This window comes from Campylobacter sp. IFREMER_LSEM_CL2194 (genome assembly GCF_025771685.1).
Classification (GTDB): Bacteria; Campylobacterota; Campylobacteria; order Campylobacterales; family Campylobacteraceae; genus Campylobacter_D.
In genome coordinates this window covers 44,480-67,482 of sequence record NZ_JAKMQS010000007.1, presented here as the reverse complement: position 1 = coordinate 67,482, position 23,003 = coordinate 44,480, and the positions used below count along the sequence as shown (strand labels likewise).

Annotated in this window: 31 protein-coding genes; 25 read left to right on the top strand and 6 right to left on the bottom strand. The window is 30.0% G+C overall.

Annotation, left to right across the window (positions count from 1 at the left end):
• The first annotated feature begins 4 nt into the window (after positions 1-4).
• From obgE to recO, 25 genes are all read left to right on the top strand, one after another.
• Positions 5-1,048: a GTPase ObgE gene (obgE, locus tag L8V79_RS04960; RefSeq protein ID WP_214134759.1), complete on the top strand. Its 1,044-nt coding sequence runs from the start codon at positions 5-7 to the stop codon at positions 1,046-1,048.
• Positions 1,048-1,515 carry a DUF6194 family protein gene (locus L8V79_RS04955; RefSeq protein WP_263702732.1) on the top strand — a complete coding sequence of 156 codons (468 nt, stop codon included), beginning with the start codon at positions 1,048-1,050 and terminating at the stop codon, positions 1,513-1,515. Before obgE ends, L8V79_RS04955 begins: the two co-directional genes overlap by 1 nt.
• Positions 1,512-2,423 carry a methionyl-tRNA formyltransferase gene (gene fmt / locus L8V79_RS04950; RefSeq protein ID WP_263702731.1) on the top strand — a complete coding sequence of 304 codons (912 nt, stop codon included), beginning with the start codon at positions 1,512-1,514 and terminating at the stop codon, positions 2,421-2,423. Before L8V79_RS04955 ends, fmt begins: the two co-directional genes overlap by 4 nt.
• Complete coding sequence (locus tag L8V79_RS04945; protein WP_263702730.1) at positions 2,404-3,039, top strand: biotin--[acetyl-CoA-carboxylase] ligase; 636 nt, start codon at positions 2,404-2,406, stop codon at positions 3,037-3,039. The genes fmt and L8V79_RS04945 overlap by 20 nt, the downstream gene beginning before the upstream one ends.
• Entirely contained in the window at positions 3,036-3,818 is a 783-nt protein-coding gene (locus tag L8V79_RS04940) for a ParA family protein (protein ID WP_012660935.1), read from the top strand. The genes L8V79_RS04945 and L8V79_RS04940 overlap by 4 nt, the downstream gene beginning before the upstream one ends.
• Before the next feature lie 3 nt (positions 3,819-3,821).
• Complete coding sequence (locus L8V79_RS04935) at positions 3,822-4,673, top strand: ParB/RepB/Spo0J family partition protein (RefSeq protein WP_263702729.1); 852 nt, start codon at positions 3,822-3,824, stop codon at positions 4,671-4,673.
• 63 nt (positions 4,674-4,736) lie between these two features.
• The gene (locus L8V79_RS04930) at positions 4,737-5,162 is read left to right on the top strand and encodes a FoF1 ATP synthase subunit B' (RefSeq protein ID WP_263702728.1); all 426 of its coding nucleotides are present in this window, start codon (positions 4,737-4,739) and stop codon (positions 5,160-5,162) included.
• 9 nt (positions 5,163-5,171) lie between these two features.
• Positions 5,172-5,684 (top strand): F0F1 ATP synthase subunit B, encoded by a 513-nt coding sequence (locus L8V79_RS04925; RefSeq protein WP_263663540.1) that lies wholly within the window; start codon positions 5,172-5,174, stop codon positions 5,682-5,684.
• Positions 5,684-6,205, top strand: a complete 522-nt coding sequence (locus tag L8V79_RS04920; protein ID WP_263702727.1) for a F0F1 ATP synthase subunit delta — start codon at positions 5,684-5,686, stop codon at positions 6,203-6,205. Before L8V79_RS04925 ends, L8V79_RS04920 begins: the two co-directional genes overlap by 1 nt.
• 9 nt (positions 6,206-6,214) lie before the next feature.
• The gene (gene atpA / locus L8V79_RS04915; RefSeq protein WP_012660940.1) at positions 6,215-7,720 is read left to right on the top strand and encodes a F0F1 ATP synthase subunit alpha; all 1,506 of its coding nucleotides are present in this window, start codon (positions 6,215-6,217) and stop codon (positions 7,718-7,720) included.
• Between the two features lie 9 nt (positions 7,721-7,729).
• Positions 7,730-8,614 (top strand): ATP synthase F1 subunit gamma, encoded by an 885-nt coding sequence (atpG, locus tag L8V79_RS04910; RefSeq protein ID WP_263663543.1) that lies wholly within the window; start codon positions 7,730-7,732, stop codon positions 8,612-8,614.
• 14 nt (positions 8,615-8,628) lie between these two features.
• The gene (atpD, locus tag L8V79_RS04905; RefSeq protein WP_039667925.1) at positions 8,629-10,083 is read left to right on the top strand and encodes a F0F1 ATP synthase subunit beta; all 1,455 of its coding nucleotides are present in this window, start codon (positions 8,629-8,631) and stop codon (positions 10,081-10,083) included.
• 3 nt (positions 10,084-10,086) lie between these two features.
• Positions 10,087-10,479: an ATP synthase F1 subunit epsilon gene (gene atpC, locus L8V79_RS04900; RefSeq protein ID WP_263702726.1), complete on the top strand. Its 393-nt coding sequence runs from the start codon at positions 10,087-10,089 to the stop codon at positions 10,477-10,479.
• A complete protein-coding gene (locus L8V79_RS04895; protein WP_263702725.1) occupies positions 10,479-11,039 on the top strand; it encodes a MotA/TolQ/ExbB proton channel family protein in 561 nt (186 codons plus the stop codon). The genes atpC and L8V79_RS04895 overlap by 1 nt, the downstream gene beginning before the upstream one ends.
• A gap of 3 nt (positions 11,040-11,042) precedes the next feature.
• Positions 11,043-11,429: an ExbD/TolR family protein gene (locus L8V79_RS04890; protein WP_012660945.1), complete on the top strand. Its 387-nt coding sequence runs from the start codon at positions 11,043-11,045 to the stop codon at positions 11,427-11,429.
• A gap of 3 nt (positions 11,430-11,432) precedes the next feature.
• The gene (locus tag L8V79_RS04885; protein WP_039667927.1) at positions 11,433-12,212 is read left to right on the top strand and encodes a Tol-Pal system subunit TolA; all 780 of its coding nucleotides are present in this window, start codon (positions 11,433-11,435) and stop codon (positions 12,210-12,212) included.
• Entirely contained in the window at positions 12,209-13,408 is a 1,200-nt protein-coding gene (tolB, locus tag L8V79_RS04880) for a Tol-Pal system protein TolB (protein ID WP_173787091.1), read from the top strand. Before L8V79_RS04885 ends, tolB begins: the two co-directional genes overlap by 4 nt.
• 68 nt (positions 13,409-13,476) lie before the next feature.
• Positions 13,477-13,962: a peptidoglycan-associated lipoprotein Pal gene (pal, locus tag L8V79_RS04875; protein ID WP_263678394.1), complete on the top strand. Its 486-nt coding sequence runs from the start codon at positions 13,477-13,479 to the stop codon at positions 13,960-13,962.
• A gap of 11 nt (positions 13,963-13,973) precedes the next feature.
• Positions 13,974-14,963: a tetratricopeptide repeat protein gene (locus L8V79_RS04870; protein WP_263702723.1), complete on the top strand. Its 990-nt coding sequence runs from the start codon at positions 13,974-13,976 to the stop codon at positions 14,961-14,963.
• Positions 14,964-14,977: 14 nt separating this feature from the next.
• Complete coding sequence (locus tag L8V79_RS04865) at positions 14,978-15,562, top strand: FKBP-type peptidyl-prolyl cis-trans isomerase (RefSeq protein ID WP_257936619.1); 585 nt, start codon at positions 14,978-14,980, stop codon at positions 15,560-15,562.
• A complete protein-coding gene (gene fabD, locus L8V79_RS04860) occupies positions 15,562-16,482 on the top strand; it encodes an ACP S-malonyltransferase (RefSeq protein ID WP_263702722.1) in 921 nt (306 codons plus the stop codon). Before L8V79_RS04865 ends, fabD begins: the two co-directional genes overlap by 1 nt.
• Positions 16,479-17,165, top strand: a complete 687-nt coding sequence (locus L8V79_RS04855; protein WP_263702721.1) for a 5'-methylthioadenosine/adenosylhomocysteine nucleosidase — start codon at positions 16,479-16,481, stop codon at positions 17,163-17,165. Before fabD ends, L8V79_RS04855 begins: the two co-directional genes overlap by 4 nt.
• Positions 17,162-17,923 carry an ATP-binding protein gene (locus L8V79_RS04850; RefSeq protein WP_263702720.1) on the top strand — a complete coding sequence of 254 codons (762 nt, stop codon included), beginning with the start codon at positions 17,162-17,164 and terminating at the stop codon, positions 17,921-17,923. Before L8V79_RS04855 ends, L8V79_RS04850 begins: the two co-directional genes overlap by 4 nt.
• Positions 17,916-18,428: a cysteine hydrolase family protein gene (locus L8V79_RS04845; RefSeq protein ID WP_263702719.1), complete on the top strand. Its 513-nt coding sequence runs from the start codon at positions 17,916-17,918 to the stop codon at positions 18,426-18,428. The genes L8V79_RS04850 and L8V79_RS04845 overlap by 8 nt, the downstream gene beginning before the upstream one ends.
• Before the next feature lies 1 nt (position 18,429).
• Positions 18,430-19,044 carry a recombination protein RecO gene (gene recO, locus L8V79_RS04840; protein WP_263678402.1) on the top strand — a complete coding sequence of 205 codons (615 nt, stop codon included), beginning with the start codon at positions 18,430-18,432 and terminating at the stop codon, positions 19,042-19,044.
• Here the strand turns inward: recO and L8V79_RS04835 are convergent.
• The 6 genes from L8V79_RS04835 to accD all read right to left on the bottom strand — a co-directional run bounded on the left by L8V79_RS04835 (position 19,028) and on the right by accD (position 22,978).
• On the bottom strand, positions 19,028-19,348 hold the full coding sequence (locus L8V79_RS04835; RefSeq protein ID WP_070256278.1) for a hypothetical protein: 321 nt from the start codon (positions 19,346-19,348) through the stop codon (positions 19,028-19,030). The genes recO and L8V79_RS04835 overlap by 17 nt on opposite strands.
• 61 nt (positions 19,349-19,409) lie before the next feature.
• Positions 19,410-20,336, bottom strand: coding sequence for a tRNA dihydrouridine synthase (locus L8V79_RS04830; protein ID WP_263702717.1), 927 nt, complete (start codon positions 20,334-20,336; stop codon positions 19,410-19,412).
• Positions 20,333-21,316, bottom strand: a complete 984-nt coding sequence (locus L8V79_RS04825) for a hypothetical protein (protein ID WP_263702714.1) — start codon at positions 21,314-21,316, stop codon at positions 20,333-20,335. The genes L8V79_RS04830 and L8V79_RS04825 overlap by 4 nt, the downstream gene beginning before the upstream one ends.
• Complete coding sequence (gene dksA / locus L8V79_RS04820; RefSeq protein ID WP_012660959.1) at positions 21,313-21,669, bottom strand: RNA polymerase-binding protein DksA; 357 nt, start codon at positions 21,667-21,669, stop codon at positions 21,313-21,315. Before dksA ends, L8V79_RS04825 begins: the two co-directional genes overlap by 4 nt.
• A gap of 8 nt (positions 21,670-21,677) precedes the next feature.
• Positions 21,678-22,133: a 23S rRNA (pseudouridine(1915)-N(3))-methyltransferase RlmH gene (locus tag L8V79_RS04815; RefSeq protein ID WP_263702713.1), complete on the bottom strand. Its 456-nt coding sequence runs from the start codon at positions 22,131-22,133 to the stop codon at positions 21,678-21,680.
• Positions 22,134-22,135: 2 nt separating this feature from the next.
• Positions 22,136-22,978, bottom strand: a complete 843-nt coding sequence (accD, locus tag L8V79_RS04810) for an acetyl-CoA carboxylase, carboxyltransferase subunit beta (protein ID WP_012660961.1) — start codon at positions 22,976-22,978, stop codon at positions 22,136-22,138.
• Positions 22,979-23,003: the final 25 nt, after the last annotated feature.

The window sequence follows — 23,003 nt, the reverse complement described above, 5'->3', positions numbered from 1 at the left end:
TTGTATGTTTATAGATAATGTAAAATTAGTTTTAAGTTCAGGTAATGGTGGTAAAGGTGCTGTGAGTTTTCGCCGTGAAAAACATGTTCCACTTGGTGGACCTGATGGTGGCGATGGCGGAAATGGTGGTGATGTGTATTTTATATGTGATAACAATACCCATACCCTAGCGCACTTTAAAGGCAAAAAAGAACTTAAAGCGCAAAATGGCCAACCGGGTTTGGGTCGTAATAAAAATGGTAAAAGAGGGGAAAGTTTAGAGTTGATTGTCCCTCAAGGCACCCAAGTAATTGATGCACAAAGTGGGGAAGTTTTACTTGATATGCTAGTAGAAGGTCAAAAAGAACTCTTTTTAAAAGGTGGTAAAGGTGGCCTTGGTAATACTCACTTTAAAAACTCTACTAATCAACGCCCAGATTATGCTCAACCAGGTGTGACAGGAAAAACCTTAAGTGTGCGCTTAGAGTTAAAACTCATAGCAGATGTTGGACTTGTAGGCTTTCCAAATGTAGGAAAATCTACTCTTATAAGCGTAGTATCTAATGCAAGACCTGAAATAGCTAATTATGAATTTACTACTTTAACTCCAAAACTTGGTATGGTTGAAGTAGATGATTATAATTCTTTTGTAATGGCAGACATTCCAGGTATTATAGAAGGTGCAAGCGATGGTAGGGGTTTGGGACTTGAGTTTTTAAGACACATAGAAAGAACTTCTTTTTTACTTTTTGTGCTTGATCCATTAAGAGATATGAGTTTAAAAGAACAATTTTGCATTTTAAGAAAAGAATTAGAAAAATTTTCAAGCAAGCTTTATGCAAGAAATTTTGGCTTAATGCTTTCAAAAAGTGATAGTGTAAATTTAGGTGAGGAATTTGCACAAAAAATGGAAGATGATTATAATGAGTTAAAAGCTTATTTACAAAGTCAAAATAATCCACAAAGCTTTTTTATTAAAGTATCAAGCCTTGAAAAAACAGGTTTAAAAGAGCTTAAATTTATGCTTTTAGAAGAAGTTAAAAAAATTAGAAGTCAAAATAATCTTTAATGAGTGAAAAATTAACTATAGATTTTATCCAAGAATATATCAAGTCCAATTTTAAAGGTTTGGTATATAAATTTACCTATAAAGAACATAGCTTTTTTTATAATCCCAATAAGGTTTTAAAAAACGGAGTTTATTTTTGTACTATTAAAGAAAATGATGGCATAAATGATAAAGCTTCGAATTTAAATAGAGAAGGTGTGTTTCGTCTAAGTTGCTCTCTTTGTGATCAAGATTACCAAAATCTTTTTGGTCAAAAACCTAAAAAAGCTTTAAAGGGTGAGATTGTTAGTTTAAATTATGATTTTTCTATACTTGATCTTATCATGCCTCATCCAATTTATGCTTATATGGGATATATTTGTATTAACAATCCTTCAAGAAAAAATTTTGAAATTTTTAAAGATTATCTTGAGCTTTCATATCAAAAAGCTATAAAAACTTATCAAAAAAGGATAGCGGTACTATGAAAAATATCATTTTTATGGGAACTCCCTCTTATGCAACATGTATTTTAAAAGAGCTTGTCGATAAAGGATTTAATGTCCAAGCCTTATTTACTCAACCTGATAAACCTGTGGGTAGAAAACAAATTTTAACTCCAAGTGATACTAAAAAGTTTGTTTTGGAAAATAATTTAAATATAGAAATTTTCACTCCAAAAAGCTTAAAAGATGAAAACATAGTCAATGGAATAAAAAGCTTAAAACCTGACTTTATAGTTGTTGCTGCTTATGGGAAGATTTTACCAAAAGAAATTTTAGATATTACTCCTTGTATCAATTTACATGCTTCCTTGCTTCCTAAATATCGTGGCGCTTCGCCTATACAAAGTGCTATTTTAAATGGGGATAAAATAAGCGGGGTTTGTACTATGCTTATGGAAGAAGGCCTTGATAGTGGTGCTATTTTAGAAAGTATAGAATGTGATATCGCAGGTAAAAATTCAGCTGAAGTTTTTATTATGCTTTCAAATTTAGCAGCTAAGCTTACTATTTCTACACTTTTGAATTTTGAAAAAATTGTCCCAAAAAAGCAAGATGAAAGTTTAGTTACACATTGTAAAAAAATTAAAAAAGAAGATGGCTTGATTGCTTTAAATAATGCAAGTGAAATTTATCAAAAATTTCTAGCTTTTGCACCTTGGCCTGGAATTTTTTTAGAAAATGGTTTGAAATTTTTAGACATAGAGCTAATTGATAGTGAAAAAACTCAAAAACCAGGTGTGATTTTGCAAGTAGAAAAGGAAAGCTTTTTGCTTTCGTGTGCAAAAGGTATTTTAAGGATTAAAACTTTACAAGAAAGTGGAAAAAAAGCTTTAGATGCTAAGACTTATTTAAATGGAAAAAGGTTAAAACTTGGAGATAGTTTATTTTGATGAACTTGAATCAACTCAAGTTTATTTAAGTGATAAAATTCGCAGTGGAGAAATTACTAACAATACAGCCATTTGTGCTTTTATCCAAAGTGCTGGTATAGGCAGTAGAGATAATACTTGGCAAAGTAAGCAAGGAAATTTGCATGTATCTTTTTGCATAAAAACTCAAGAATTAACACAAGATCTTCCTTTGGCTTCTGCTAGTATATACTTTGCATTTTTAATGAAAGAAGTATTGCAAAGACAAAATTCAAAAGTATGGATTAAATGGCCTAATGATTTTTATATAGAAGATAAAAAAATAGGCGGATTGATGAGTTCTAAAATCAATGATTTTTTGGTTGTAGGAATGGGGATTAATCTTAAATACGCCCCATTTAATGCTGAAATTTTAGATATAGAAGTGGATATAGCAAAACTTTTAAATGAGTATTTTTCTTATGTAGATGAGAAAATTTTATGGAAGAATATTTTTAGCAAGTATATGCTAGAATTTGAAAAATCAAGAAATTTTTTTATACATAATGAAGGTAAGATTTTATCTTTAAAAGATGCTTTGTTGTATAAAGATGGTTCTATATTGTTAGATAATAAAAGGATATATAGTTTAAGATGAGTGAGATAATAACTATTGCAAATCAAAAAGGCGGGGTGGGTAAAACTACTACCGCTATTAATCTAGCGGCTTCTTTGGCAGTAGCTGAAAAAAAGGTTCTTTTGATAGATATTGATCCACAAGCTAATGCTACAACAGGACTTGGTTTTAATAGAAGTAATTATGAATATAATATTTATCATGTTTTTATAGGTAGGAAAAAACTTTCTGAGATTATTTTAAAAACTGAGCTTCCGCAATTATACTTAGCTCCATCAAATATTTCTTTGGTTGGAATTGAGCAAGAAGTAGTAAAAGAAAGTGGAGAATATAGAACAATTTTAAGAGAAAAAATCAAAGAAATTGCTAAAGATTATGATTTTATTATCATTGACTCACCTCCTGCGCTTGGAAGCATTACAGTGAATGCTTTTGCAGCAAGTGATAGTGTTATTATCCCTATACAATGTGAGTTTTATGCACTTGAGGGCGTTGCGATGGTTTTAAACACTATTAAGTTTGTGAAAAAAACTATCAATCCAAAACTAAAAATAAAAGGCTTTTTGCCAACTATGTATAGCTCACAAAATAATCTTTCAAAAGATACTGTGGAAGATTTAAAGCAAAATTTCAAACAAAAGTTATTTAGAACAGGTGATAATGAAGATGATTTCATCATCATACCAAGAAATGTAAAACTTGCTGAAAGTCCAAGCTATGGAAAGCCTATTATACTTTATGATATAAAATCCCCAGGTTCGGTGGCATATCAAAATTTAGCACATTCTATATTAGGATAAAAAATGGCAAAAAAAAGTGCATTAGGAAGAGGTTTAAGTAGTATTTTGGCTGATATTGATGAGGTTTATGAAAAAGAATTAGGCTCCAATGAAGGCAGAATAGAAGAAATTGATATAGATTTAATTAGCCCAAACCCTTATCAACCAAGAAAAAATTTTGATACCCAAGCTTTAGAAGAACTTGCAGGTTCTATTAAAGAATATGGCTTGATTCAGCCTGTTGTGGTTTTTAAAAAAGATGAATTTGATTATATTTTAATAGCAGGTGAGAGAAGATTTAGAGCATGTAAGCTTTTAGAAAAAGAACAGATTAAAGCTGTAGTTTTAAATGTAGATGATATAAAATTACGTGAGCTTGCTTTAATAGAAAATATTCAAAGAGAAAATTTAAACCCTATAGAATTAGCACATTCTTATAAAGAGTTGTTAGAAATTCATAATATTACTCAAGAAAAATTAGCAGATCTTATCCATAAATCAAGACCTCAAATTGCTAATACTTTAAGACTTTTAAATTTAAACGAGCAAACGCAAAATTTCATTATAGAAGGTAAAATTTCACAAGGTCATGCAAAAGTTTTAGTGGGACTTGAAAAAGAAGAAGAAAAAATGATAGTTGATACTATCATAGGGCAAAAACTCAATGTAAGAGATACCGAAAAGTTAATTAAAAATTTTAAAAACACAAACCAATTAGAAAAAAACGCAACTTCAAACAAACAATATCAATCTATAATAAATTTAAAAGAAAAAATTGAATCTTTAGGCTTAAAAGTAAATGCGAAAGATTTAAAAATTACTATAAATTTTGAAAATGAAGATGAAGTTAGGGAATTTCTAAAGATATTAAATTAAATATGTTTTTAGGTATATTTTGCTATAATTTCACGTTTTATTTAGATTTATTTAGGAGTATTAATGTTTAATGATGTACATTTTTCCATCATGATAGCCACCGGTGTCATTTTTTTGCTTATGATAGCGATTTTAAATTCTATGCTCTATAAACCTTTGATTAAATTTATGGATTCTAGAGATTTAACCATAAAAAATGATGAAGAAAAAATGAAAAAAAATTCTGATGATGTTTCAAATGTGGAAAGTGAGTTGGAAAAAATTCATATCCAAACAAGAGATGAAATCAATCAAATCAAAGCAAAAGCTATAGAAGAAGCTAAATTAAAACAAGAAAAAGAATTATCAGCAAGAAAAAGAGAATTAGAAGATCAAATGCTTGTTTTTCTTAAAAGTCTAAAAGAAAAAGAAAAAGAGTTAAAAGAAGAAATGCGTTTAAAAATGCCAGAATTTAAACAAAGCTTTAAAAATAGCTTGAGTAAAATTTAAGGAAGATAAATGTTGAAAAAAATTACATTATTATCAATACTTCCTTTTTATGCTTTTGCAGCAGGTAATGGAAGTGGTGAGTATGATATTATTCCAAGAGCGGTGAATTTTGTTTTATTTGCTGCTATTTTGTATTATTTCATAGCAACACCTTTGAAAAATTTCTACAATGGTAGAATTGCAAAGATTGCATCTAGAATGAATGAAATTCAAGAAAAACTTATTGCAAGTAAAAATCATAAATTAGAAATGATGAAAAAATTAGATTTGGCCAAGCAAGAAGCTGTTAATGCAGTTGCTCTTGCAAAAAAAGAGGCAGAAATTATTACTGAAAAAATCGAGAATGAAACAAAAATGGAAATTAAAGCTCTAGAAAAAACTTACGAAGAGCACAAAGAATATGAAATAAGAAAAATGGAAAAAGAAGTTGTGCAAGCAGTTTTAGAAGAAATTTTTGAAGATCAAAATTTACAGCTACAACAAAAAGAAATTTTAAATATCATGATGAAAAAGGTGTCTTGATGGAAAAAGTAATTGCTAAAACATATGCAAAGGCAATATTAGAAAGAAATGATTTTGAAGATTTTTATTCTAATTTGTTAGAGTTAAGCTCAGCTTTTGCATCTAATAAATTTATAGATATTTTAAATTCATACGAAATAAAGCAAGACAAAAAATTAGAGTTAATACTTTCATTATTGAATAATCCAAGTGAAGCTTTTAAAAATTTTATAAATTTGATTGTGGATAATAAAAGAGAAATGTTAATTCCAGAAATCACTAAAGAATTAAGTGAACAAAAAGCATCAAAAGAAAATACATTTTTAGGACAAGTTTATTCAAAAGAAAAATTAAGCGAAGAAGAAATTAAAAATTTAGAGGAAAAACTTAGTCTTAAATTTAATGCAAAAATTAGATTAGATAGTAAAATAAGTGATAATGACAGTGTAAAAATTAGCTTAGATGGACTTGGATATGAAATTTCATTTTCAATGCAAAGCTTAAAAGCTAAGATGAATGAATATATATTAAAAGCAATTTAAGGAGATTTGATGAAATTTAAAGCAGATGAAATTAGTTCTATTATAAAAGAAAGAATTGAAAAATTTGACTTTAATCTTGAAATAGAAGAAACCGGTAAAATTATTTCAGTTGCCGATGGTGTTGCTAAGGTATATGGCCTTAAAAATGCTATGGCTGGAGAGATGGTTGAATTTGAAAATGGCGAAAAAGGAATGGTTCTTAACCTTGAAGAATCAAGTGTTGGTATTGTTATCTTAGGTAAAGGACTTGGACTTAAAGAAGGAAGTTCTGTAAAAAGATTAAAAAAACTTTTAAAAGTTCCAGTTGGAGATGCATTAATAGGACGTGTTGTAAATGCTTTAGGAGAGCCAATTGATGCTAAAGGCGTAATTGAAGCGAGCGAATATCGTTTTGTAGAAGAAAAAGCAAAAGGTATTATGGCTAGAAAAAGCGTTCATGAGCCATTACATACGGGTATTAAAGCTATTGATGCTTTAGTTCCAATTGGTAGAGGACAAAGAGAATTAATCATCGGTGATAGACAAACAGGTAAAACAACTGTAGCAATTGATACAATTATTAGTCAAAAAGGTAAAGATGTTATTTGTATTTATGTTGCAATTGGCCAAAAACAAAGTACTGTAGCTCAAGTAGTTAAAAAGCTTGAAGAATATGGTGCAATGGATTATACTATAGTGGTGAATGCGGGTGCATCAGATCCTGCTGCGTTACAGTATCTTGCGCCATATGCTGGGGTAACTATGGGTGAATATTTTAGAGATAATTCAAGACATGCATTGATCGTTTATGATGATTTAAGTAAACATGCTGTTGCATACCGTGAAATGTCTTTGATTTTACGTCGTCCCCCAGGTCGTGAGGCTTATCCTGGTGATGTGTTCTATCTGCATTCAAGATTGCTTGAAAGAGCAAGTAAATTAAGCGATGAGCTTGGCGCGGGAAGCTTGACTGCACTTCCTATTATTGAAACTCAAGCAGGGGATGTTTCAGCTTATATTCCAACCAATGTTATTTCAATTACAGATGGTCAAATTTTCTTAGAAACAGATTTATTTAACTCAGGTATTCGTCCTGCGATTAATGTTGGTTTATCTGTATCTCGTGTTGGTGGTGCTGCGCAAATTAAAGCAACAAAGCAAGTTTCAGGTACATTAAGACTTGATTTAGCTCAGTATAGAGAATTGCAAGCTTTTGCACAATTTGCAAGTGATTTGGATGAAGCTAGTAGAAAACAACTTGAGCGTGGACAAAGAATGGTTGAAGTTTTAAAGCAACCTCCATATTCTCCTCTTTCACCAGAAAATCAAGTTGTGATTATTTTTGCAGGCACTAAAGGTTATTTAGATGATGTTGCAGTTTCGAAAATTGGAGAATTTGAAGCAGCTTTATATCCATTTATTGAGGCTAAGTATCCAGAAATTTTTGAGCAAATTAGAACTAAAAAAGCTTTAGATAAAGATTTAGAAGAAAAACTAGCTAAAGCATTGAGTGAGTTTAAAGCAAACCATATATAAGGTTTTTAAATGTCTAATTTAAAAGAAATTAAAAGAAAAATAAAAAGTGTTCACAATACACAAAAGACAACCAATGCGATGAAGCTTGTCTCTACTGCTAAACTAAGAAAAGCAGAAGAGGCAGCTAAAAAATCAAAGGTTTTTGCTCAAAAAATCGATGAAGTTTTATCAGAAATTGCGTTCAAGATCAATCAATACGATGGGCTTGATGACAAACTTCCATTTTTTAGAAAAAAAGATAATATAGAAAAAATGGATATTATTTTTGTCACAGCCGATAAGGGTTTGTGTGGTGGATTTAATATTAAAACCATTAAAGCCGTAAATGAAATGCTTGAAGATTGCAAAACAAAAAAAATCAAGGTAAGATTAAGAGCTATTGGTAAAACAGGTATAGAATATTTTAATTTTCAAAATATAGAAATTTTGGAAAAATATTTAGATACAAGTTCAAGTCCAGATTATGATAAGGCTTGTGCTATTATCCAAAAAGCTGTTGATGATTTTGTAAATGGCGTGACAGATAAAATTGTAATCATTCACAATGGTTATAAAAATATGATTTCTCAAGAAATTCGTATTAATGAGTTGTTGCCAGTAGAAGCTATTGTTGGTAAAGAAGAACAAAAGTCTGAATCTTTAATGGACTTAGAACCAGAAGATGAAGAAATTTTAAACGATTTGCTAAAAACTTATTTTGAATATAACATGTATTTTTCTTTGGTTGATTCTTTGGCAGCTGAACATAGTGCTAGAATGCAAGCCATGGATAATGCAACCAATAATGCAAAAGCTAGAGTTAAGCAACTTAATTTAGCTTATAATAAAGCAAGACAAGAATCTATTACCACCGAGTTGATAGAAATCATCAGCGGTGTTGAGTCAATGAAATAAATTTAGGAGTGATGATGCAAGGTTTTATTTCTCAAGTTTTAGGACCAGTGGTTGATGTTGAATTTAAAGACTATCTTCCACAAATTAATGAAGCTATTATTGTTAATTATGAATTAGAAGGAAAAGAATGCAAGCTAGTTCTTGAAGTAGCTGCACATTTAGGCGATAATAAAGTAAGAACCATCGCTATGGATATGACGGATGGTCTTGTTAGAGGTTTAACAGCTGTCGCAACTGGAAATCCAATTAGCGTTCCAGTAGGCGAAAAAGTTCTTGGAAGAATTTTTAATGTAACGGGTGATTTGATTGATGAGGGTGAAGAAATCAATTTTGATAAACACTGGTCAATTCATAGAGATCCGCCTCCATTTGAAGAGCAAAGTACAAAAAGTGAAATCTTTGAAACAGGTATAAAGGTTGTTGATTTGCTAGCTCCTTATGCTAAGGGTGGTAAAGTTGGTCTTTTTGGTGGTGCAGGTGTTGGTAAAACCGTTATTATTATGGAATTAATTCACAACGTTGCATTTAAACACAGCGGATATTCGGTTTTTGCAGGTGTTGGCGAAAGAACTCGTGAGGGTAATGACCTTTATAATGAAATGAAAGAAAGTAACGTATTGGATAAAGTTGCATTGTGCTATGGTCAAATGAATGAACCACCAGGAGCAAGAAATCGTATTGCGTTAACAGGTCTTACTATGGCTGAGTATTTTAGAGATGAAATGGGACTTGATGTTTTAATGTTTATTGATAATATTTTTAGATTTTCTCAATCAGGTTCAGAAATGTCAGCGCTTTTAGGAAGAATTCCTTCGGCTGTTGGTTATCAGCCAACCCTAGCTAGCGAAATGGGTAAATTCCAAGAAAGAATTACTTCAACCAAAAAAGGATCTATTACTTCAGTTCAAGCAGTTTATGTACCAGCAGATGACTTAACAGACCCTGCACCAGCAACAGTTTTTGCACACTTGGATGCAACAACAGTTTTAAATAGATCAATTGCTGAAAAAGGTATTTATCCAGCTGTTGATCCACTTGATTCTACTTCAAGAATGCTTGATCCACAAATTATTGGTGAAGAGCACTATAAAGTAGCACGTGGAGTACAATCAGTATTACAAAAATATAAAGATTTGCAAGATATTATTGCTATTTTGGGTATGGATGAGTTAAGCGAAGAAGATAAATTGATTGTTGAAAGAGCAAGAAAAATTGAAAAATTCCTATCTCAACCATTCTTCGTTGCTGAAGTTTTCACAGGTAGCCCTGGAAAATATATCAGCTTAGAAGATACAATTGCAGGATTTAAAGGTATTTTAGAAGGTAAATATGATGATTTACCAGAAAATGCTTTTTATATGGTTGGTAATATAGATGAAGCTATAGCAAAAGCTGAAACACTTAAAGAAGTTAGCAGAAAAGACGTTTGTTTAGATAATTGTAAAGTGGATAAGGCTAAAAAAGGTTAATTTATGCAAGATTTAATATCTTTAGAAATCATTACACCCCTTGGTATGATTTATCAAGGGGATGCAAGATTGGTAGTTCTTCCTGGAAGCGAGGGTGAATTTGGTGTTTTAAAAGGACATGCATCTTTAATCTCTTCTTTAAAAGCAGGAATTATAGATATAGAAAAATCAGATTCAACTCATGAATTAGTTGCTATTGATTCAGGTCATGCAAAAATTTCTGAAACTAAAGTGAGTGTTTTAGCAAAAGGCGCTGTATGGGTTGGAGGAAATAGTGATAGTGAAATAGCAAAAAGATTAGAAGAAGCAAAAGATTTAATTAAATCTATGAGCAGTGATAATATTGCACTTGCTTCTACTTTTGCTAAAATGGATAATAATGTAAGGCAAAAATAGTGGATTTTCAAGCAATTTTTCATTTTTTTGAAAATACAAGCTTAATCACTTATATAGTATTAGCTTGGCTTTCGGTGTATTTTATACTTAGTTTTAGTATATTATTTTCAAGGTTGATGCTTATTAATAAATGGACTCAAAATGAAAGCCAGGCTTTAGAAGTTTTAATGAGAGGCGAAAAAGATTTAAGTCAAAGTGCATCAATTTTAAAAAAATGTGTTGAAGTTGATGAAACAAAGATGAATATTTATAAAAATTCTGTAGAAAAAAAAGCTACGGTAGGGTTAACTTGGCTTAGCATTATCGCTTCAACCTCTCCTTTTATAGGTCTTTTTGGCACGGTTATTTCTATACTTGAAACTTTTGGTGGCTTAGAGATGCAAAATTCTTTAAGCATTATAGCTCCTAAAATCAGTGAAGCTTTAGTGGCTACAGGTTGTGGAATTTTAGTAGCGATTCCTGCATACAGTTTTCATTTGATTATTAAACGTAAAGCCTATGAATTGATTAATATCTTAGATAGCGAGATCAAAGTATTGGTAAGCTCTACAAAGGTATAGTTAATGTTTTTAGAAGAAAAACCTGAACTCAATATTACACCTTTGGTAGATATTATGCTTGTGTTGCTTGCTATTTTAATGGTAACAGCACCAAGCATCACATATGAAGAAAAAGTTCAACTTCCTCAAGGTTCGCAAAAAACTTCAAGTGCGCCAAATATTAAAAGTTTGATTATAACAATTAATGCAAAAAAAGAAATTTTTATAGGAAAAGATAAATTTGATTTTATAAGTTTTGCGGATAATATGAATGCTTTAAAAGTTCAGTATAATACTCAAGAGACAGTTTTTATCAGAGCAGATAAGAATCTAAAATATGATGATGTAATGAGTGTTTTAAGAACAATGAAACATTTAGGTTTCCAAAAAGTTGCTTTGCAAACTGAGTAAAAAATGGAAGAAAATTCTACACATAATCTTAAAGCTTTTATTTATGCAACTTTAGTTTATTTTTTTGTTGTTTTTTTGGTATTTTTTAAGTTGGTTGAGTATAAACCAAAAGCCATTGAATATACTGATGATCCTAATAGTTTTATCAATATAGAACTTGGAGATAGCATAAATCAAAATCAAGTAAATATGATACAAGAATTACAAAAAGAAAATCTACAAAGTTTATTTGAAGAAAATCTTCTACAAAAATACACTACCAATAAAAGCGTTAACACCCAAAATATAGAACAACAAGCAAGTGTTTTTAATGAGTTGTTTGGTAAAATAGAAGACTATCAAGAAGAAAAAACGACTAAAGTGCAATCTTCTATGCCTTCAAAAAAACCTACTTTTGCCCAAAGAGAAAAAATCAATGATTTTTCTAAGCAACTCAATGAAAATTTAAAAATAAATCAAGAATTAGGTCAATCTGTCATGGAGCAAAAAGTAGGGGTTTATGATCAATTCTTAGGCGCTGTTAGAAAATATCTTGAAGATAGATGGAGAATTTATAATCCTAGTGGTAATTTAAGTATAGAAGTAGAATTTGTAATTGATAATAATGGTTATTTTTACCTGTTAAACACTACTAGTGCACATAGTGATAATTTTGATAAAAAAGCAAAAGAATTTTTACAAAATTTAGAAGGAAAATACATAACTTTACCTCCAAATGGTAAAATAAGAAAAATTAAAATGCAACTTAGTGATATAATTGAGTTTAAAACGGAGAAACAATGAAAAAAATACTAGTATTTTTATTTTTTTGTTCAGTATTATTTGGACAAGATGCAACAATATCTGTTGTTAATAAAGGTATGCAATTGCCAAAAATTTATATTAAAGATCAGTCTAAATTGAATGATTTAGATCTTAAAAAAAGTTTTTATAACATGCTTGTTAATGATATAAAAGTAAGTTCAAATTTTGAGATAACTCAAGATGAAAAACAAGGTGATTATATTTTTTCTTATATATTAAATAAAAACGGTAAACTTTTAGATATTGATGTTGAAATTTTAGCTGCAAATGAAACTAAAACAAGATTTTACGAACAAATTCTTTCCATCGAAGAGTATCCATTTTTAGCACATAGAAGTGTTGCCCAAATGAATAAAAAGTTAGGTTTTGCTCCGGTTGATTGGATGGATCATAAAATTTTAATAGCTAGAACACAAGGTAGTAAGCAAAGTGATATTTTATTAGCAGATTATACTTTAACTTACCAAAAAGTATTGATTTCAAAAGGTTTAAATTTGTTTCCTAAATGGGCAAATAAAGAACAAAATGCATTTTATTTTACTGCCTATGAAGATGAGATTCCAACTCTTTATAAATATAATATGAAAAATAAAAATATAACAAAAATTATTGCTAGCAAAGGTATGATGGTTGCTTCTGATGTGAGTGATGATGGTAAAAAAATTTTACTTACCATGGCTCCAAAAGACCAACCTGATGTATACTTGTATGATGTAGATTCAAAAAATCTGACACAAATTACAAACTATATGGGTATTGATGTAAATGGCAATTTTGTTGATGGTGATAAAAAAATTGTATTTGTGTCTGATCGCTTAGGCTATCCAAATATTTTTATGCAAAATTTAGATTCAAATTTAACAGAACAAGTTGTTTTTCATGGTAAAAATAATTCTTCGGTTTCTACTTATAAACACTACATGGTTTATTCTAGCAGAGAAGTAAATCAAAGCGGAGTTTTTAATCTTTACTTGATGTCAACTCAAAGTGATTACATAAGACAACTCACCGCAAATGGTAAAAATCTTTTTCCAAGATTTTCAAGTGATGGAGAAAGTGTTGTGTTTATTAAGTACTTAGGCTCTCAAAGTGCTTTAGGTGTTATTCGAATTAATGCAAATAAAGCTTTTCATTATGGCTTAAAAGTGGGTAAAATTCAATCAATTGATTGGTAAAATACTAAAATCATATTTTTTTTGTTATAATTAAATTATGATTTTTAAATAAACAAAAGGGGAAATCAATGAAAAAAATCATTTTTGCTTCAATTACTGCATTTGCTGTTATTGTAAGTGGTTGTGCTACTAAAAACACTAGCGTTAGTAGTTCAAGTAGTGTAGATGGCTCAAAAGGTAGCGGTGGATCTGATAGATTTGAAAATCTTGAATCTTTAAATTCTGTAGCAAATGTATATTTTGATTTTGATAAATTTAATGTTAGATCAGATATGCAAAAGGTTATTGCAAATAATGCTGAAATCTTTAATAAAGAAGCTGCTAATGCTGCAATAGTAGTTGAAGGAAACTGCGATGAGTGGGGAACTGATGAGTATAATCAAGCTTTAGGTTTAAAAAGAGCTAAAGCAGTAAAAGAATCTTTAGTAGCTCAAGGTGTTAGCGCGGATAGAATTAGCGTTAAAAGCTATGGAGAAACTAATCCTGTATGTACTGAAAGAACAAAAACTTGCGATGCTCAAAATCGCCGTGCAGAATTTAAATTATCAAAATAAGTTTTAAATAAATGAAATTAAAATTATTATCAGTAGCTCTTTTAGGAGCTACTTTTTTACACGCTGAAATTTCAGCTTTTGATGCAGGAAAAGTAGATACAAAAACACCTTATGGTTTAACTCAAAATGAAAAATTACAATATGAAAATCAAGAACGCCTAAGGGCATTGAATGAATATTATACAAATTTAACAAGTAAAATAAATACAGCAGTAGAGAATATAGAAGGATTGCAAAGTGTAACAGAGGGTTTGAATGCTCAATATTCAAAAGCTAACACAAAATTGCTTTCATTAGAAGAAACTTATCAAAATTTTGACGCAAACATAACTCAAGAAATTCAAAATTTAAGAGCTTATGTGGAGGAAAATAGGCAAATTCAAGAAAAAAATCATCAAGAAATTCAAAAAGTTTTAAGTGAAATTACAACTTTGATTAATAAAATCAATGATGATTATATTTCAAAAGAAGATATGAATAAAACCATAACCTTCTTTCAATCTGAAATAGCTAGAGTGCAAAATCAAACAAAAATTACTCCGGTTGTTCCTGTTGTAAGTGATGATAATAAAACCGAAGAAATCATTCAAGATGTAAATGAAACTCAAGATGAAGTGATTGAAGTAAAAGATGATAGTTGGAAAAAATTACAATCTAGTGAAATTTTGAAAAAAGCGATAGAAGAAACTAATAAAAATCAATTTGAAGATGCAAAAGAAAAATTTGAACATCTAATAAGTATTCACTACAAACCTGCTAGATCTACTTTTTGGCTTGGAGAGATAAGATATAAACAGCAAGATTACGCAGGTGCTTTGGGATTTTATAAGAAAAGCTCTGCTATAAGCACTAAAGGCGATTATGTGCCAAAATTGCTTTATCATACAGCTATTAGCTTAGATAAGGTTGGAGATCCAAAAAGTGCTAATAAATTTTATAAAGCTTTAAAAACAGCTTACCCTGATAGTCCTGAAGCAAAAGTTTCACCAGATAGAAAATAACAAAGGAGAGAAAAATGGCTATAGAAAAAAATAGTGTAGTTTCAATGTTTTATGAGTTAAAAGATGCAAATACTAATGAAGTTTTAGAATCAAATATTTATGCTGAACCTATTTCTTTTATTTTGGGTAAAGGTCAAATTTTAGAAGGATTAGAAGAAGAAATTCAAAAGCTTAATGCCCCATGTAATGCTGATATTGTGATAAAAAAAGAAAATGCTTTGGGCGAATATGATGCGAATGCATTACAAACTTTACCAAAAGAGCAGTTTGCGGGGATTGATTTACAAGTTGGTATGGAGCTTTTTGGCGAAGGTGAAGATGGCAATACAGTAAGAGTAATTGTTAGAGAGATTACTGAAAATGAAGTTACTATTGATTACAATCATGCTTATGCGGGAAAAGACTTGTTGTTTTCATTAAATATTGTAGATGTTAGAGCTGCAAGTGAAGATGAAATTTTAACAGGAATTATTGCGGGTAGTAGAAGTTGTGGATGTGGTGGTGGAGGACATCACCATGATCATCATCACGGACATGGCGGTGGTGGATGTTGTGGAGGCCATGGGCATGGTGGCGGTGGCTGCTGCGGTGGTCATTAATGAATAGTGCATTTATTTTCCCAGGTCAAGGCTCTCAGAGTGTTGGCATGGGTTTGAGTTTTTATGATAATTCTAAAAAAGCAAAAGAATTATTAGATAATGCTAGTGATTTTTGTAAAATTGATTTTAAAAATTTGCTTTTTAAGGAAAATGAAAATTTAAATAAAAGCGAATTTACACAAATGGCCATAGTATTAAACTCACTAATGGCTTATGAAGCTTTGAAAGAGCAAGTTGATATAGAAGCTAAGTACAGCCTAGGTCATTCGCTAGGAGAATTCAGTGCTTTAGCAACTCAAGGTGCATTTGACTTTTTAGATGTAATAGCGCTTGTTAATAAACGCGGTCAATTCATGCAAGAAGATTGTTCTAAAATCGAAGCTGGCATGATGGTGGTTTTAGGGCTTGAAGATAAAGTGGTAGAAGAACTTTGTCAAAAGGCATTAAGCGAGAAAAAAAGCATTTTTGCTGCTAATTATAATTGTGATGGGCAAATTGTAGTAGCAGGTTTAAAGCCTGATTTGGCCTCGTATGAGAGTGAGTTTAAAAATGCAGGAGCTAGAAGAGCTATGCTTTTAAATATGAGCGTTGCAAGCCATTGTCCATTATTAAAAAATGCATCTTTGAAACTTACAAAAGAATTAGAACCTATTTTAAAAGAGAGTTTTAAAAGCGTAGTGTCAAATGTTAATGCAAAAGTGTACAATGATAAAAATCAAGCTCTAACGCTTTTAAGCGAGCAACTCATCAAGCCTGTTCTTTATAAACAAAGCATTAAGGCAATAGATAAAGAAGTAGATTTTTATATAGAATTTGGTGCGAGCGTGTTAAAGGGCTTAAATAAAAAAATCACTCAAAAAGAAACTTATGCCTTAAGTAAAATAGAAGATATTGATGAAATTTTAAAGGTAATTAAATGAAAATAGCTATTTTAGGAGCTATGCCTGAAGAGGTCACTCCTTTACTAGAAACATTAAAAGAATATCAAACAATAGAATATGCAAATAATACTTATTATCTTGCAAAATATAAAAATCATGAATTAATAATCGCTTATTCTAAGATAGGGAAAGTTAATTCCACTCTTAGTGCGGCTATTATGATAGAAAAATTTAAAGCCGAGCTTTTACTCTTTACAGGTGTAGCTGGTGCTTTTAATCCTAGTTTAGAAATAGGGGATTTAATCTATGCTACAAAGTTAGCTCAATATGATTTAGATATCACAGCTTTTGGTCATCCACTTGGTTATGTTCCAGGCAATGAAATTTTTATAAAAACAGATGATAAACTAAATAGTCTTGCTATAGAGGTTGCTAAAGAACTTGGTGTTAAATTACAATCAGGTATTATCGCTACAGGCGATGAGTTTATTTGTGATGAGAATAAAAAAGCAAAAATTAGAGAGATTTTCAATGCAGATGCTTGTGAAATGGAAGGAGCCAGTGTAGCTTTGGTGTGTGATGCTTTAAAAATTCCATGTTTGATTTTAAGATCAATGAGTGATAAAGCAGGTGAAAAGGCTGAATTTGACTTTGATGAGTTTGTAGAAAAATCTGCTAAAATTTCGGCTAATTTTGTCTTAAAAATTTGTGAGAAATTATGATAAATCTTAGTAAAAGACTAATCAGAGAAGTAGCTAAAGCAAACGCCAAGTTTTCCTTAATAGGAGATAATGACAAAGTTTTATTAGGACTTAGTGGCGGGAAAGACTCTCTAGCTTTGGCACATCTTTTAAAGCGTATGCAAGCACACGCACCTTTTAAATTTGAACTTAAAGCAGTAACTTTAAGCTATGGCATGGGTGAAGATTATACCAAACTTCACAATCACTGCAAAGAACATGGTATTGACCATGAAGTGATTGATTCTAATATTTATGAAATTTCAGGCGATACGATTAGAAAAAATTCAAGCTTTTGTAGCTATTTTTCAAGAATGAGACGCGGAGCTTTATATACTTATGCTTTGGAAAATGGTTTTAATAAACTAGCTATAGCTCATCATTTAGATGATGCAGTGGAAAGTTTTTTTATGAATTTTATTTATAATGGCTCTCTTAGGAGTCTAGCTCCCAAGTATAAAAGCAAAAGAGGTGTAGAGGTTATTCGTCCTTTGATTTTTGTAAGAGAAAGACAATTAAGAGAAAATGCTATTAATAATGAATTAGAAGTAATTGGTAATGAATTTTGTCCTGGCATGAAATTAAGTGAAAAAAATGTAAAATTTCCTCATGCAAGAGAAGAAGCTAAGCAGCTTTTAGCAAATTTAGAAAAAGAAAATCCAAAATTATTTACAAGTTTAAAAACTGCATTTGAAAATATCCACACGGATAGCTTTTTTATGGTCAAGGATAATGGCTAATCTTTTAGTTGTTGTTGATTATCAAAATGATTTTATCGATGGTAGCTTGGGTTTTGAAGAAGCTACCAAGATAAAAGATAATATTCTTGCTCTTTTAAAAAATCATCAAGGTGATATTGTTTTTACTTTTGATACGCATGATGAAAATTATTTAAAAACTCAAGAAGGAAAAAATTTGCCTACTTATCATTGCATTAGAGATACTTTAGGTTGGCAAATGCCAGGTGATTTTGATGTGTATTTAAAAAATGCAAAAAAAATATTTTATAAGAATGCTTTTGGTAGCTTAGAATTAGCCAATTTTTTAAAACAAAATTATTATGAAAGTATAGAATTTTGTGGTCTTGTTTCACATATTTGTGTATTTAGTAATATTATTTTAGCTCAAAGCGCTAGCATCACCTCAAAAATTATATTACATAAAAACGCAACAGCGAGTTTTAGTAAGTCTTTGGAAAATAGTGCATATGAAATTTTGCAAGCTTATGGCATAGAACTTTTATAAAATGCAAGGGTATATTTTACACACTCAGAGTGTAAAAGATGAGGATTTAATCGTTTATCTTTTAAGTACTAAAAAAGTTATTAAAAGTTATAGATTTTATGGCATGCGTCATTCTAATATACTAAGTGGGTATAAGATTGATTTTGAGCTTGAAGAAAGTTCGAGATTTTTACCACGTTTAAAAGATGTTTTACATATTGGTTTTTCTTGGATTTTAGATAGAGAGAGAATGTTTTTTTGGCAGGAATTTATTAGACTTTTTTATTGGCATTTAAAAGATGTTGAGGAAATTGATAGTTTTTATTTTGAGCTTTTAGAAGATTGTGCTAAGCGTTTTGAAAAGCAAGATTGCAAACGTGTTATAGTGGATGCTTATTTAAAAATTTTAGATTTTGAAGGGCGTTTGCATAAAAGTTTTGTATGTTTTTATTGTGATGAGTATATTCAAAAAAATGTTGTACTAGTAAGAGCTTTTTTGCCCGCTCATAAAAAATGTGCTTTTGGTTATGAGTTTAATGCTAAAGATCTTGTAAAATTATATAGGAGTTTTAATTCATCGCATTTTAGCGATGAATATATTGATAATTTATATAAAATTATCAAAGAGGGTTTTTAAGGGTAATATCATACATCATAATGACTTCTTGTCTTAATCTTGCAATGATATTTGCACTATCTTTGTGTATATTTTTTGTGATAGTATCTTGGCTATTTTTAATATTTTCAAGCAAATTTTCAAGTTCTTTTTGAGAATTTTGTAGACAAGTTTTTATACATTTTGGTTGGGTTTGTTGTAAAACTTGCTCGAAATTTAAACTTTGATTGTTAAGCTTTGAAGCATGTGCTGCTAAATTATTCGCACTTGTTCTAATGCCACCTAATGCTTTGTAAATCCCTTTTGAATTGATATGAGCTGCCATGAACCTTCCTTGTTTTATGGTATCTCTTCATTCATATTGCTTGATAATTTACAAGCAAAAATCATTCCTTATTGAAAAATTCTTGAATATATTTTCGCATAATTTCTGCATCATTAATGCGATTAACACAATCTCTAAAATTAGAAGCATCATCATAGCCCTTAGAATACTCATGTAAGTGTTTTCTAAAGATGCTTATACCTTGTTCTTTATAATGCTTTAACATTTCTTCAAAATGTGCAAAAATGATTTTATTTTTCATAGCCTTTTCGATTTTTTTGCCAGTTTTTATCTCATAAAATATCCAAGGTTTTCCTACACTTGCACGCCCTATCATCAAAGCATCACAATTTGTTATTTTAAACACCTCTTTGGCGTTATCTTCACTAATATCACCATTTGCAACTAAAGGAATTTTGATATTTTTTTTGGCTAAAGCTATGGCTTCATAATCAGCATTTCCACTATACATTTGTTTTCTAGTGCGACCATGCATACTGATAAAATCTACTCCAGCATTTTCACACGCTTTAGCGATGGCGATGGGATCTTTTTTATCAAATCCTAATCTTACTTTGACACTAGTTAATTTTTTGTTACTTGTTTTTTTGATAAGTTCTAAAATTCTTTGTAATTTATCAAGATCTTGTAAAAGAGCACTACCTGCACATTGTTTTATAACCTTATTTACAGGGCAACCACAATTAAAATCAATCCCATCTATAAAATCAAAACGATTTAAAATTTCTACCGCTTTGCAAATTACACTTTCATCTGAGCCTGCAATTTGAACTATGTAAGGATTTTCAAGTTCAGCTTTTTCTAGCATTTTAAGAGTTTTTGAGCTCTCATAAACTAAGGCATTAGAACTTATCATTTCACTAATGGTTACATCAGCCCCAAATTGTTTAACTAAATTTCTCAAAGGCAAGTCTGAAAAACCTGCCATAGGGGCTAAAAATAAAGGCTTTTTATTAAAATCTATCATTGTATTAATTTTTCAAGTTCTATTTTTTTATTATGTTCTCTTAAAAAGAGCAAGAGTCTAAAGTCTTTATGTTCATTTTGATCATTTCCTAATTCATTAAGCAATTCATCATACATACCAAATTCTGCCAAAGTATAAAGATAAGCTCTTAAAGCTTGAGAATAATTATCTTTTAACTTTTTAAATAAAGCAATTAATACTTGAGGTTCTATTTTTTTACAAAGTATTTTAGCACAGCGTAAATATGACTTATCATCTAAAGTATTCATACTAAGTAAAACTTCGATTTCAGCGTGATTTAATTCTAAGTTTTCTTTTTCAAATCTATCCAAAAGCAATAAAATATCATCTTGGTTTTTTTGAACTTTTAGTGTTTTAATCTGACTATAAGGCGCATTTTCTAATACCATTTTATAAGCAAAAATTTCTAGCTCACTAGCTAAGGTATCTTTGTTTTTGATAAAAGAAAAAGCATAATTGCTATCATTTTGAAAGCGATTTTTTTCATTTAAAATGAAAATTTCATTATTTGAATCTAATTTATATTTTTTTAATTCCACAAATTCTTTTTTATCTAAGTGTTCAAAAATATCAATAATTTCATCTATTTTAGGATTTTGAATTTTTTCTTTAAAACAAAGAGCTTGCGTATCTTTTGCAATGTTTTGAAATTCTTGAGTTTTGAATTTAATCCTGCTTATTTTTTTTAAAAAAATATCAATAATAAAATTTTCATAATTTTTACTATCTTTAATTAGATTTTTATATTGTAAATGTTTTAAAAAGCCATAAAAACTCATATGTGCTAAAGCTAGTATCATCAAAAGTAAAGCAGGCAAAACAACCCATAAGCTAATAGGCAAATTTAATTCAAAAGTGGAAATTGTAAAAGTATAATTTCCTAAATTTAGATTATAAACTAAGGCTGCGATGATTAGAAGATAAACTAAACTTGCAAAGAAAAATAATCTAATTTTCATAGCTCTTTCCTTTTTTCTAAATTTTCACGACAATTTATGCAATATTTTGCGTGAGGTTTAACCTTAAGTCTTTCAGGATGAATATCATCTTCACAATATTCACAAATACCATAAGTATTGTTATCTATTTTGCTTAATGAATGTTTAATTTCTTCTAGTTCAGCTTTTAAATTTTCATTGATTTTAAAGTCGATATGAGAGCTATTGTCAATTTGCTGTAAATCAACTTCATCTCTAGGTTCACTATCTTGTAGATTATGGATATTGTCTATATTGCCTTGAAGTTCTTGTAAAATTTCTTTTTGTCTTTGAAGTAATATATTTTTAAATTCTTCAAGATTTAATTCTTGCATAAACGCTCCTATTTGTGATATGGGTGATTTGTATTAATGCAAAATGCACGATAAATTTGCTCTAAAAGCATAGTTTTAGCAAATTTATGTACCAAGGTCATTTTGCTAAGAGCTATGCTTGTATGCATTTGTGTAATAAATTCTTGCTCAAATCCATAAGCACCGCCTATAAAAAATGTAATTTCATTTTTATCTTGCAATAATTTTGCAAATTCTACACTTGTAAATTCTTTACCCTTTTCGTCTAATGCTATGCAAAAACCTTTTTTGTAAGGACTTAGTGCATTTGTATAAGATTTTTTTGCTTCTGTGGCGTTAGTGTTTTGTGCTTGATTAATTTTGTTATTAAAAACACATATATCATTAAAACTACAAAATTTCTTAATAAGCTTAGTATAATACTCATCTATCTTACTAAATTCATCATTGTTATTTTTTTGAATGCTTAAAAGATTAATTTGCATTTTTAGTTTTTAGAAAAAAATCTTAAAAAGTCTGCTATAAATTTTTTATGTTCACTTCTTTCTACAATCGCATCAATCAACCCATGTTCAAGTAAAAATTCAGCCTTTTGAAAGCCTTCTGGTAAATCAGCTCCTATGGTTTGTTTGATAACCCTAGCTCCTGCAAAGCCTACTAAAGCACCAGGTTCAGCCATGATGATATCTCCAAGCCAAGCAAAAGATGCGCTTACACCACCCATAGTTGGATCAGTTAAGACTGAAATATAAGGAAGTTTTTCTTCTGCTAATAGTTTTAACGCTGCACTTGTTTTGCTCATTTGCATTAAAGAATAAGTGCTTTCTTGCATTCTAGCTCCACCACTTGCACTCACTATAACAACAGGAGTTTTTTTCTCAATAGCTCTTTCAATAGCTCTAAGAATTTTTTCACCTTCTACTGAGCCTAAGCTTCCGCCCATGAAAGAAAAATCAAAAACAACTAATTGAGTTTTTATCCCATCTATGGTGCATTCCCCGCTTATTATGGCGCTTTTTCTACCTGTTTTTTCTTCATTTTCTGCTAATCTTTTTTTATACGATTTGCTATCTACAAATTTAAGTGGATCGATTGCATGTAAGTCTTTATCCATTTCCACAAAAGAGCCTTCATCGCTAAGTAATTCAATGCGTTTTAGGGGGTTTAATCTCATATGAAAATTACATTTAGGACAAACATTATAACAAGTTTCTATTTCTTTATAATACATTAACGCATGACAAGAATTACATTTTACCCAGTGATTTGGAGCTTCACTTGGAGCGGCTTGCTTGCGTCTTATACTAGAAAAAATATCTAAAAAATTCATTATCTCTACCTAAAATAAAATTTCA